Source organism: Pectobacterium sp. IFB5596, assembly GCF_021432585.1.
In the GTDB taxonomy this organism is placed as follows: domain Bacteria; phylum Pseudomonadota; class Gammaproteobacteria; order Enterobacterales; family Enterobacteriaceae; genus Pectobacterium; species Pectobacterium punjabense.
In genome coordinates this window covers 1-12,446 of the sequence record NZ_LXFY01000021.1, presented here as the reverse complement: position 1 = coordinate 12,446, position 12,446 = coordinate 1, and the positions used below count along the sequence as shown (strand labels likewise).

The window sequence follows — 12,446 nt, the reverse complement described above, 5'->3', positions numbered from 1 at the left end:
TCCTAAGCCGGCTATCTCCTCAGCATAATTTCTTACGCCAGATAACAGCCAACCCCGCTTGCAGCCCGCATAAAAATATAACCAAGAGACTGCCGTATTCAGTAAAACTCCCACGAAGGAGTCACAATGTTAACGGTGATTCTTCGCGCTCTTCATCCCCATCCTGTTGCACAATCAATACGTTATACGCCACTGCGCAGAACAGGGAATTCAGCCGATTCATATCGCCAAGTAAACTCAAATGAAGCGAACTGGTTTCCAGACTCTGTACGTTGTGCTGATGTAAGCGATCGACATGCGCATGGGCATAACGACGATTCATAATACGGAAACGGTGCTTGGCACGGCGCAGGCGTTTGGCGCTGGTGACATCTTCAGATAAGAAAACCGACAGCCCCAGACGCAAGTTCGCCAGCAGTTGGTCATGCAGGTGGTTCAACTCTTCCAAACCCTGCGCGGAAAACGCCATGCGTACGCCGGAGGAATGATTGCCAATGTCATCAGCCATGCGTTCGATAATATCGCCCGCCTGTTCCAGATTCAGCGCCACTTCGATGACTTCTGCCCAGCGCTGAGAATCCCGTTCATCCAACCCGTCTTTCTGAATCTGCGCCAGATAAAGCTTAATCGCGGTGTATAGTATATCGACATCATCATCAAGCCGACGAATCTCCCGCCGCTGCATAGGGTCGCCCTGCAATACTTCGCGGTATAAGCGCAGCATTTGTTCCAGTACATCGCCAATCCGCAGCGTTTCCCGTGCTGCATTAGCCAACGCCAATGCTGGCGTATCCAGCGAACTGGTATCCAGATGACGAGGCTTCATCTGGAGATCAACCTGCGGCGAATCAGCAATCATCGCGCAGGACAGGCGAGCCACCACACCAGTAAGCGGAATCAGCAGCAGGCAACGAATCAGGTTGTAGAACAGGTGGAAGTAAATCACCAACTCTTCAGCACTTAGCGGAATACGCGCCAGCCAACGCGAGAGCGGCTCGACCAGCGGTAGCATAACCAGACAACCGAACATCTTGAACAGCATGCTGCCGAGCGCCACGCGTCGCCCCGCCGCATTCTGCGTCGAGGTGCTCATCATTGTCAGTAACCCACTCCCCAGATTGGCACCGATGACCAGACACATCGCCACTTCCAGCGAGATCACACCGCTTGCCGTTAACGTTGCCGTCAGCAGCACCGCAGCCAGGCTGGAATAGGTAACCACCGCGAACAGCGCGCCAGCCAATGCATCCAACATAACGTCGCCCGTCAGCGAAGAGAACAGCACCTTCACGCCCGACGCCTGCGTGATCGGCGCTGCGGCCAAGACGATCATTTCCAACGCCAGCAGAATCAGCCCAAGCCCAATCGCTACACGACCAATCTGGCCGACCCTCGTCTGTTTACGGCTGAGGAAAAACACCACGCCAAGAAAAATCAGCAGCGGAGAAAGCCAGGATAGATCGAACGTCAGAATTCGCACCATCAGTGCCGTACCGACATCCGCCCCGAGAATAATCACCAGCGCAGGCGTTAAAGCCACCAGTCCCTGTGAGACAAAAGAGGTCGTTAGCAAGGCCGTCGCATTACTACTCTGCACCAGCGCAGTGACGCCAATGCCAGCCATAAAAGCCAATGGTTTTTTCTCAACGCTATCGCTGAGAACTCGCCGTAGCTGAGTGCCATAAACCCGCATGATACCCGTGCGGACAATGTGGGTGCCCCACACCAGTAATGCAATCGCAGAAAGGAGATTCAGCAGTGTTAACAAAAAGTCCGCGCCTCCGGTCAAATAATGTGTCGATGAAATACAGTGTGTCTATGAAATACGGTGTATCGATAGAAAACACGGTATTGATGAGGTAATGAGCAGCCATCTTACCAGATGTTGTCTGGCCGTGCTGCGAGGCAGTCCTCACCACAGGAAAATCGATTACATCAACAAATGAAAAAAATTAATTAAATGACAATATTTAAAAAACAGAATCCAAATCAATAATCCTGCGGTTTCCTGTCATGCCTTGTCTGGTTAGCGCTATGCTCCTCTTATGTACCTAACCCTTATGGGTTATGCGCTTGCAAAACGTTAAGCAGGATTAATGTTTTGCAAATTGAGTACGTTAGCGTATGCCCTGCAATCCTTCTGGCTTTTTAGTAAGGAAAATGGATGAAGACAAAAACCTCGTATGGACTAAACTGGCTCCCGCTGATCGTGATTCTTGCTGTCGCCGCTTTTTTTTGGCAAATGGAACCCCCTACGGGCTTAAACCCAGCCGCCTGGCACTCCGCCGTCATTTTTGTAGCAACGATCGTTTGTATTGTCGCTAACGTCCTCCCGATTGGGGCTATCGGTATTATCAGTATCACCCTCTTTGCGCTGACGTACGCCGCGGGTGATAAAACAGCAAGCGGGGCAATACAAACCGCACTCAGCGATTTGAACAGCTCGCTGATCTGGCTGATTGTCGTTGCCTTCATGATCGCGCGTGGGTTTATCAAAACGGGATTGGGTCGCCGTATCGCCTTGCAGATGATCCGTATGCTAGGGAAGCGCACATTGGGGCTGGCTTACGGCCTAGCCTTTGCCGATCTGGTGCTTTCCCCCGCGATGCCAAGCAACACCGCACGCTGCGGCGGAATTATTTATCCGATTGCCGATTCGCTGTCACGGAGCTTCGACTCCAAGCCGGAAGATGCGTCGCGCAGTAAGATTGGTACGTTCCTGATCACCTGTATTGGTAACGTTAACGACGTGACAGCAGCCATGTTTATGACCGCCTACACCGGCAATCTGCTCGCGGTGAAACTCGCTGCCAACGCAGGCGTTACCATTACCTGGGGAAGTTGGTTCCTCGCCGCACTCGTCCCCTGTTTGATCTCTCTGGCGGTTGTCCCACTGCTCGTCTACTGGCTAACCAAGCCAGAAATTCGCCATACGCCGGATGCGCCAAAATTGGCCGTCGCAGAATTGGCAAAGATGGGCAATATGAGCCGCGGAGAGTGGCTGATGGCCTTCACCGTTATTCTGCTGCTGGTACTGTGGATTTTTGGCGACCGCTTAGGCGTAGATGCCACGACCGCTTCCTTCGTCGGGCTGTCCTTTCTGCTGTTAACCGGCGTACTGAGCTGGGAAGACGTGAAAAGCGAGAAAGGAGCCTGGGATACGCTGATTTGGTTCGCCGCCCTGCTGATGATGGCGAATCAGTTGAAAAAACTCGGCTTCACCAACTGGTTCGGCGATCTCATCGGCAGCAATATCGGCCATTTGATGCAGGGAACAAGCTGGGTCTTGGTGCTGTTGTTGTTGAATGCAGCCTATTTCTACACCCACTATTTCTTCGCCAGCGGCAATGCACAGATCGCCGCCCTTTTCGCGGTATTCCTCGGTGTCGGGATCAACCTGAACATTCCAGCAGTGCCGATGGCGTTCATGCTGGCGTTTACCAGTAGCCTGTACTGCTCACTCACGCAATATACCCACGCACGCGGCCCGATCCTGTTCGGTGCAGGCTACGTACCCACCGCCGTCTGGTGGCGCACTGGCTTTGTCGTCAGTCTGGTGAATCAGGCGATCTTCATGAGTGCAGGTCTATTGTGGTGGAAAGTGATTGGGCTGTATTAACCGTTCGCTAGTTATTATGTGGAAAAGCCGGGTTCCCCGGCTTTTTATTAGCACAGCAAAAAACGTGATCAGAACGAATAAGAAACGCTGCCGACCACGCTGCGCTCCGCACCGAAGTAACAGAACTCTAGCGAGTTACACGCTGCCACGTAGCGTTTATCAGTCAGGTTATTGACGTTAAGCTGTGCACTCAGCCCTTTCAGACCCACCTTCGAGAGATCGTATCCCACCGCCATATCCACCAACGTATAGGAAGGCAACGTGTGGGTATTGGCACGATCGGAAGTCACACCGTTCACATAACGCACGCCAGAGCCAATCGTCAGGCCGTCCAGTGGACCGCTTTTGACATCATAGCTAGCCCAGGCACTAGCCTGATTGCGTGGGGCATATACCGCACGTTTTCCTTGCTCAGCAACGCTGCTTTTCTTATAGCGAATGTCCGTATAAGTATAAGCCGCTTGCAAACGCAGATTATCGGTAATGTGGCTCACGGCCTCCAGTTCGACACCTTCAGATTCAATTTCACCGACGGAACGGTAAGGGTCATTAGGCTGAACTTTTGTCGCGACATTCTTCTGATTAATACGGAAGACCGACAGACTGTACTGATCCTGAGAGCCTTCTGGCTGATACTTCATCCCAGCTTCCCACTGTTTACCTTTCATCGGCTCCAGTACGTTACCATTATCATCGGCGAAGCTAGTCGGCGTAAAGGCCGTAGAGTAGCTGACATACGGTGCAAAACCGTTATCAAACAAATAGAGCAAGGCCGCTCGTGAGCTAAAGTTGTTTTTATCAAGCTCACTATGTGTGCCGTTAGTATGGTTAACGTGAGTGACTTTCACCCGATCGTGGCGACCACCCAACGTCAAGCGCCAGCGTTCCCAGCTCATTTGATCCTGAACGTAGATCCCCGTCTGTTGCAGCTTGTGTTTTTCCAGCGTGCCGGACATACCTGTTGGCCCAGAGCCGTAAACGGGGTTAAACGCATCGATCGCCGGGAAAGAGCCAGAAGGCCAGTCCATGTTATTATTACGCTGCTGATAGTCGATCCCCACCAGCAGACGGTGATTTACGGCACCGGTATCCACGCTGCCATCGAGCTGATTATCTAACGTTAACGCAGACAGCGACTCACGGGAACCTGAGTAGTAGCGAGTCAGAGTATCGGCGCTCGGCTGCGTCCAGCCATAGGCGTACACCTGATCCAAATGCACTTTGGTACGCAGGTAACGCAGCTTTTGACGCACCGCCCAGCCGCTATCAAAACCATGTTCAAAGTTATACCCCACCATGTTTTGCTTGCGGTCGTATTTCTCATAGTTCTCTTCCCCTTCATAAAAGGTGTTCGAGATTTTCTGGCCGTTATGCGCCACCACGGTGCCTTCATATGGTAGTCCCGAATGGCTGCCACCTTCAGGATCGCGGTGCAGATAAGCCATCAATTCCAGCCGCGTCTTATCGGAAATTCGCCACAGTAAGCTGGGCGCAACCGCATAACGTTCTTCTTTCAGCGGCCCAAATTGCGTATCCGCCTCACGCACCATCCCGCCCAGGCGGAAGGCAAAACGCTCATCGTCATCCAACGGGCCGGTAACGTCAAACGCCGCACCACGCTGCGCATTATTACCTGCAAACAGTTTAATCTGGCCGCTGCGATCAAACGACGGTTGGCGGGAATTTAGCGCCACAATCCCGCCCGGTGAAGAGCGTCCGTAGAGTACAGACGCCGGGCCTCTGACGACTTCAATGCTGTCGAGGAACCAGGGATCGATAACCAGCGAACTATGGGAATTGGTATCTCCCATCATCTTCAAGCCATCGAGATAAACGTTATCAAGACTGCCGTCGGAAAAACCGCGTAACACCATGTAGTCAAAGCGGTTAGAGGCACCAATCTGGTTGTTAAACACACCCGGCGTATAACCGACCGCCTGCCTAACGCTGGTCGCGCCTTGTTCCTGAATCTGATCGCGCGTAATGATAGAAACGGCCTGAGGAGTCTCAATATCCGGCGTTTCCAGCTTGGTGGCACCGCGTTGCGTTTGAGACGTAACGACTAACGTATCGCCAGAGGATAACGTCTCCTGTGCGAATGCCGACACAGTAAATCCACTGGTGAAACAGCCAACCAGCAGCGCCAGCCGCGTTTTTCTGAACATGGGAATCTCCACAGACTTTATTATTGTAAATAAGAATTATTACCGTTATTGGTCTGCCGATAGCTATGCGCAGTGACGGTTTACGTATGCGCAATGACAAAATGGGAACTCTGCGGAAAGACGCTGGACAGGTAGCAAAGTGACAATACCTGGCGTAAGCAAGGAGCAATGCATCGATTAAGACAAGGAAGGGCTAGCTGGGTATGCGCGCATCGCTCGGCGCAATACCGTAACGTCGCCGGAAAGCCGTGGCGAAGTTAGTCGCGTGCTGGTAGCCCGACATCCAGGCGGCTTGCTGAACGCTGTATCCCTGCGCCAAATAGCGGCGGGACAGTTCTAATCGGCAGTCGCGCAGGTAGTCAAAGACGGAATGACCATATGCTTGACGAAATTTGGTACGCAGGCTACTGCTGCTCATCGCGGCCAGCTGCGCCAGCTCATTGAGGGTGTACTCTTTTTCAGGCTGTTGCGCCAGACGTCGCCGCACATTATCCAACCGCTCCTGTTCGCCGGGCGGGGGCAACATACGCCGCGCTCTCCCACATTGTCCGAATGACAGACCATGTCCCAGCAGTTGCAGCATCACGCCTTCCAGCATGAGCTGGCGCGATAAACCCGGCAGGGTATTTTCCAGCGCATGCTGTAAACCAGACAACAAATAGCCGGGAACCTGCCATAAAAATGTCGGATTACCGCTCTGTTCCCATTCGTTCAACAACAAGCTCAACTGCGGCTCCAAAGCGGAAGTCGCGGGAAAAATCCCCAAAGACACGGTACGAAGATGATGGTCAGCAAGGTGGCTCGCATTCATGACTAGCCGATCGCCCAGTTGGGTACTGAATGCCATGCCAGAGCGCACAACAAACTCTTTACCATTCAGGCGCAGCGCGACACACCCTTCCAGCACCACCAGCGTATAAAACGGACAGCAGTGCAAAGACGTCGATTCGTAAGGCTGCAACACGCGTACATTGGAGTTCGTCAGGCAAATACCGGAAGACAGCGTCATCTCTTCGACATCACCCTGCACCACGATGCGCTTTTCTTTCATGCGATCGCGGCAAGACGACAACTGCGGGAAGTGGTAATCAATCCCGTAGCGTTCACCGATATCAAAGAAATCCTCTATGGAAAAGAGTCGTTTTAGCATAAGCGGGAAGATACCCTCATCCTGTTTAACGCCCAGAATCAGGCCTGCAGTTAACGGAAAAGCATGGAATGAAAACAGAAAAACGCATTCTGCTTAATTGGTGATCACCTTACCATTCCCATGAAATCGCATCAATAAGACTGATAATTATTCTCATTGAAATGGTGTTCTAAATCCTGAATACCTTAGCTAGCGTAGGGAGGGTTCTCTGACTGGCATCAGAAATCATGCTGAGGTATCAGTGAACGCCGAGTGAGCGACAGGACGTCGCGAAAGACAGTGCCGCGTCGGACAAAACGTCAACGGCGTTTTGAACAGCACTTGTGCTGGCCCGAAGGGCGAGCCCCATTTATGGGGCGAGTAAACGCGTCACTGGCGACTCGATAAGCGTTCAATGATTCCGAAGGCACCGCGTAGCGGCAGGATTTCAGCCAACAGCCTGGGTTCATAGGGCAAGCGGCGTTTGAGCTGCCCTATGTCGGGCGTGGCGTATTTGTCACAAAATATAACCTTTGCCCTCACGCCCGAAACGCCCCCAGTCATGCATAACTCAGACAACAATATCTGTAAGCACCCTATCAATACCTAGTCGGCATCATAGCCGAGATTTGGTGCCAGCCAGCGCTCAACGTCACTCACTTCCATACCTTTGCGTATCGCGTAATCCTCTACCTGATCGTGCTGGATTTGTGCGACCGCAAAGTATTTGCTGTCAGGATGGCTGAAATACCAGCCGGATACCGACGCACCTGGCCACATGGCATAGGATTCAGTGAGTTTCATGCCAGTATGTTTTTCCACATCCAGCAACTGCCAGATTTGTACTTTCTCCGTGTGGTCTGGACAAGCAGGGTAGCCCGGCGCAGGGCGAATCCCCTGATAATTCTCACGGATCAGCAGCTCATTACTGAGGTTCTCATTCGGCGCATAGCCCCAGTAAACTTTACGCACGCGTTCGTGCAGGTATTCCGCAAAGGCTTCCGCCAGACGGTCAGAAATCGCCTTCACCATGATCTTGTTGTAATCATCATGCTGAGCTTCCCACAGATCGGCCAACGTATCCTCTTCCAGCCCACCAGTCACCGCAAAGGCACCGAGATAATCCGGCTTGCCGCTGGACTTCGGCGCCACAAAGTCGGACAAGCAGTAGTTCGGGAAGTCGGTTTTTTCCGTTTGTTGACGCAGATGATGGCTGACTGACAGCACCGTTTCGCGCCGTTCATCGGTATAAATCACCACGTCATCGCCAACGCGGTTCGCCGGGAATAAACCCACCACACCACGAGGGTTCAGCGCACCGCGCGCAGACAAGTCGTCCAACATTGCGTTGGCATCGGTGAACAGGCGTTTGGCCTCTTCACCTACTACCTCATCTTCCAGAATACGAGGATATTTCCCCGCCAGCGACCAGGTCATAAAGAACGGCGTCCAGTCGATGTAATTGCGCAGCGTTTCAATGCTGGCTGTCACTTCCTGAACGCCCAGACGATGCACAACTGGCGGCGTATAATTTTCCCAATCCAGATCCGAGGCGTTAGCACGAGCGACTTCCAGCGTCACCGGCGGCGTTCTCGGTTTTTTACGCGCGTGCTGAATACGCACGGTTTCGTACTCTTTGCGGGTACGCGCAACAAAGTCATCGTACTGTGTACTGGACAGCAAAGCCGATACCACGCCGACAGAGCGTGAGGCATTCTGCACGTAGACGGTCGGGCCACTGTAGTTCTGCTCAATCTTCACGGCAGTATGCGCTTTAGAGGTCGTCGCACCGCCAATCAACAGCGGCAGCGTAAAGCCCTGACGCTCCATCTCTTTCGCCACGTTAACCATTTCATCCAGCGACGGCGTAATCAGCCCGGATAGCCCAATGATATCGACATTCTCTTCGCGTGCAGTTTTCAGGATTTTATCCGTCGGAACCATCACGCCCAGATCGATAATCTCGTAATTGTTACATTGTAGCACCACGCCGACGATGTTCTTACCGATGTCGTGAACGTCGCCTTTTACCGTCGCCAGCAGGATTTTCCCTGCGGACGAGCCTTTGTCTTTACTGGCTTCAATATAAGGTTCGAGGTAGGCCACAGCCTGCTTCATCACACGCGCAGATTTCACCACCTGCGGCAAAAACATTTTACCTGCACCGAATAGGTCGCCGACCACGTTCATACCGTCCATCAACGGACCTTCGATCACTTCAATCGGTCGTGACGCCTGCTGACGCGCTTCTTCCGTATCCAGTTCGATAAACTCGGTAATGCCTTTAACCAGCGAATACTCCAGACGTTTCTTCACGTCCCAGCCACGCCACTCCGCCTGTGTTTTACTGCCTTCATCTTCTGTTTTGCTACCGCGGTATTTTTCCGCCAGTTCGAGCATGCGCTCGGTGGCATCGCTGCGGCGGTTGAGGATCACGTCCTCTACCGCATCGCGCAACTCAATAGGAAGATCGTCATAGATCGCCAACTGACTGGCGTTCACGATCCCCATGTCCATACCATTGCGGATCGCGTAATACAGGAAGACGGCGTGGATCGCCTCACGTACCAGATCGTTACCGCGAAATGAGAACGACACATTGGACACGCCGCCAGAGATCATCGCGTGCGGCAGTTGCGCCTTGATATCGGCGCAGGCTTCGATGAAATCCACCGCGTAGTTGTTGTGTTCGTCGATCCCCGTTGCCACCGCAAAAATATTCGGGTCAAAAATGATGTCTTCCGGCGGAAAGCCGACTTCTTCCGTCAGGATGCGATAAGCTCGGCTACAAATTTCAATTTTACGTGCGCGGGTATCTGCCTGTCCGACTTCATCAAAAGCCATCACCACCACGGCAGCGCCATAGCGCCGCACCAGCTTAGCGTGGTGAATAAAGGTCTCCACACCTTCCTTCATGGAGATCGAGTTAACAATCCCTTTTCCCTGAATGCATTTAAGCCCTTTCTCAACCACATCCCATTTTGAGGAGTCGATCATAATCGGCACACGGGCAATATCAGGTTCACCGGCAATCAGATTCAGGAAGCGGATCATCGCCGCCTCCGCATCCAGCATGCCCTCATCCATGTTGATGTCGATGATCTGCGCACCGCTTTCCACCTGCTGACGGGCAACATCCAGCGCTTCGTTGTATTTTTCTTCTTTGATCAGACGCTTAAAACGCGCAGAGCCGGTAACGTTCGTCCGTTCCCCCACGTTAACAAACAGGGTATTAGCATCGATAATCAACGGTTCAAGACCGGATAAACGGCAAGCTACCGGGATCTCCGGCAGCGTGCGCGGCGGCACACCTTCCACCACTTTCGCCATCGCAGCAATGTGTGCAGGCGTCGATCCACAGCAGCCACCGACGATATTCAGAAAACCCGATCGCGCCCATTCACCGATATGTTTCGCCATATCTGCTGGATCGAGATCGTATTCCCCGAAGGCGTTAGGTAGCCCCGCATTCGGGTGTGCGCTCACATAGCATTCTGAAATACGCGATAGCTCGGCGACATACTGACGCAGCTCATCCGGCCCCAATGCACAGTTCAGACCGAAGGAAAGTGGGCGGGAATGACGCAGAGAGTTGTAAAAGGCTTCCGTGGTTTGGCCGGACAACGTACGTCCTGACGCATCTGTGATCGTACCGGAGATCATCACCGGCAAAACAATCCCTAACGCCTCAAATTCACTTTCGACTGCGAAACTCGCCGCTTTAGCATTCAACGTGTCGAAAATGGTTTCGATCATGATCAGATCGACGCCACCCGCGATCAGTGCGCGAGTCGATTCGCGGTACGCCTCTACCAGTTGATCAAAACTGACGTTACGAAAAGCCGGATCGTTAACATCGGGGGAGATCGACGCAGTGCGGTTCGTCGGACCGAGAACGCCAGCAACATAGCGAGGCTTATCTGGTGTTAATGCTGTCCATTTATCCGCGCTGGCACGCGCCAACTGGGCGGCGACGGTATTAATTTCCGCCGACAGCGATTCCATATCATAGTCCGCCATCGCAATCGTGGTGGCGTTGAAGGTGTTGGTTTCGAGAATATCAGCACCGGCTTCCAGATAGGCGTCGTGAATTTCACTAATCACCTGCGGTTTGGTCAGCACCAGCAGATCGTTATTTCCCTTCACATCGCTCGGCCAGTCGGCAAAGCGCTCGCCGCGATAATCTGCTTCCTGCAGGCGATAACCCTGAATCATAGTACCCATACCACCATCCAGCACCATGATGCGTTGCGCCAACTGACGCTGCAATTCGTCTACCCGATTACTCACGCGAACCCCATTCCCGGCCAATAAATACGATATATATTGCGTCTATCCTAGCATAAGTTATGAGCAGGCTAACGCGGTGTAGCGTGAGACTTTTTCAGGTAATTTGCCGATAAAAAACACAGCGAAAGAAGAGTTGCATTCTGCGGTAAAAAAACGAAAATCAATTCCATTACTACAAAAAGGAATCGACGCCATGACGCCACCAGAGCCAGCTAAACGCGGGAAAAAACCCAGAGCCAGCGCGGGAAACGCTGCACAGCCAACCGGGCAGGTTCAGTCACTGACCCGTGGCCTGACGCTGCTTGAGTATATCGCCAAAGCCAACGGCAGCGTGGCGCTAACCGATCTCGCTCAACAGGCCGGTTTACCGAATTCCACCACCCACCGCCTGCTCACCACTATGCAGCAGCAGGGCTTTGTGCGTCAGGTTGGCGATCTGGGGCTATGGACGATCGCATCGCACGCCTTTATCGTCGGCAGTAGCTTTCTGCAAAGCCGCAACCTGTTAGCGATTGTGCATCCGATATTACGCAAATTAATGGAAGACTCAGGCGAGACGGTCAATCTGGCCGTTCTCGATCAGACGGATAGTCAGGCGATCATCATCGATCAGGTTCAATGTACGGCACTGATGCGTATGTCCGCCCCCATCGGCGGTAAATTACCGATGCACGCCTCCGGTGCCGGAAAAGCATTTCTGGCGCATTTACCCGATGCTCAAGTTACCCAACTACTGCACAAGAAAGGGCTGCATGGCTACACGCCACACACGTTCAGTTCGCCACAAGCGCTGAAAGAAAATCTCTTGTTGATTCGCAAGCAGGGGTATTCGTTCGATGATGAAGAGCATGCGCTGGGGCTACGCTGTATCGCGGCCTGTATTCTGGATGAACATCAGGAAGCCTTCGCCGCCATTTCCATCTCTGGCCCCGTATCTCGCATCACGGACGACCGCGTCACAGAACTCGGCGCGCTGGTGATCAAAGCCGCCAAACAAGTCATGCAGGAATACAGTGGGCTATGAATAAAGGGTATTTCTCGTCAGGCCTTTCAGGTGCATGTTTATGCAGACTCTGGAAGGTTTCGTGCGCGATGATGTCGTTATTTTCATGCTACCTCGTAGCACGCGCCCGACACAGGGCGCTTGTATCTTTCTCACGTAGTGATTAGCTATCACTACATGAAACAGAGTGAGCTTCCGTAGGGCGCTAAGGCTATCAACCTTGCGATTGAGTTTAAGCCC

General features: G+C 52.8%; 6 protein-coding genes. 2 read left to right on the top strand and 4 right to left on the bottom strand.

What is annotated here, in order from left to right; genetic code table 11:
• Positions 1-121 precede the first annotated feature (121 nt).
• Positions 122-1,768 (bottom strand): Na/Pi cotransporter family protein, encoded by a 1,647-nt coding sequence (locus A6301_RS13635; RefSeq protein ID WP_234258002.1) that lies wholly within the window; start codon positions 1,766-1,768, stop codon positions 122-124.
• Positions 1,769-2,164: 396 nt separating this feature from the next.
• Between A6301_RS13635 and A6301_RS13630 the strand changes: the two genes are divergently transcribed.
• Positions 2,165-3,619 (top strand): DASS family sodium-coupled anion symporter, encoded by a 1,455-nt coding sequence (locus A6301_RS13630; RefSeq protein WP_107168440.1) that lies wholly within the window; start codon positions 2,165-2,167, stop codon positions 3,617-3,619.
• 68 nt (positions 3,620-3,687) lie between these two features.
• Here A6301_RS13630 and A6301_RS13625 read toward each other — a convergent pair whose 3' ends face one another.
• The 3 genes from A6301_RS13625 to metH all read right to left on the bottom strand — a co-directional run bounded on the left by A6301_RS13625 (position 3,688) and on the right by metH (position 11,203).
• Entirely contained in the window at positions 3,688-5,784 is a 2,097-nt protein-coding gene (locus A6301_RS13625; protein WP_205540369.1) for a TonB-dependent siderophore receptor, read from the bottom strand.
• A gap of 193 nt (positions 5,785-5,977) precedes the next feature.
• Positions 5,978-6,934 carry an AraC family transcriptional regulator gene (locus tag A6301_RS13620; RefSeq protein WP_234258001.1) on the bottom strand — a complete coding sequence of 319 codons (957 nt, stop codon included), beginning with the start codon at positions 6,932-6,934 and terminating at the stop codon, positions 5,978-5,980.
• 585 nt (positions 6,935-7,519) lie between these two features.
• Positions 7,520-11,203, bottom strand: coding sequence for a methionine synthase (gene metH, locus A6301_RS13615; RefSeq protein ID WP_234258000.1), 3,684 nt, complete (start codon positions 11,201-11,203; stop codon positions 7,520-7,522).
• Positions 11,204-11,396: 193 nt separating this feature from the next.
• Here metH and iclR point away from each other — a divergent pair, with 193 nt between their 5' ends.
• Complete coding sequence (gene iclR, locus A6301_RS13610; protein WP_107168444.1) at positions 11,397-12,227, top strand: glyoxylate bypass operon transcriptional repressor IclR; 831 nt, start codon at positions 11,397-11,399, stop codon at positions 12,225-12,227.
• The last annotated feature ends 219 nt before the right edge of the window (positions 12,228-12,446 follow it).

Bases quoted from the DNA above. Each gene is read 5' to 3' on its own strand.
- A6301_RS13630 (WP_107168440.1), top strand. From the start codon at position 2,165: ATGAAGACAAAAACCTCGTATGGACTAAACTGGCTCCCGCTGATCGTG.
- A6301_RS13625 (WP_205540369.1), bottom strand. From the start codon at position 5,784: ATGTTCAGAAAAACGCGGCTGGCGCTGCTGGTTGGCTGTTTCACCAGT.
- A6301_RS13620 (WP_234258001.1), bottom strand. From the start codon at position 6,934: ATGCTAAAACGACTCTTTTCCATAGAGGATTTCTTTGATATCGGTGAA.
- iclR (WP_107168444.1), top strand. From the start codon at position 11,397: ATGACGCCACCAGAGCCAGCTAAACGCGGGAAAAAACCCAGAGCCAGC.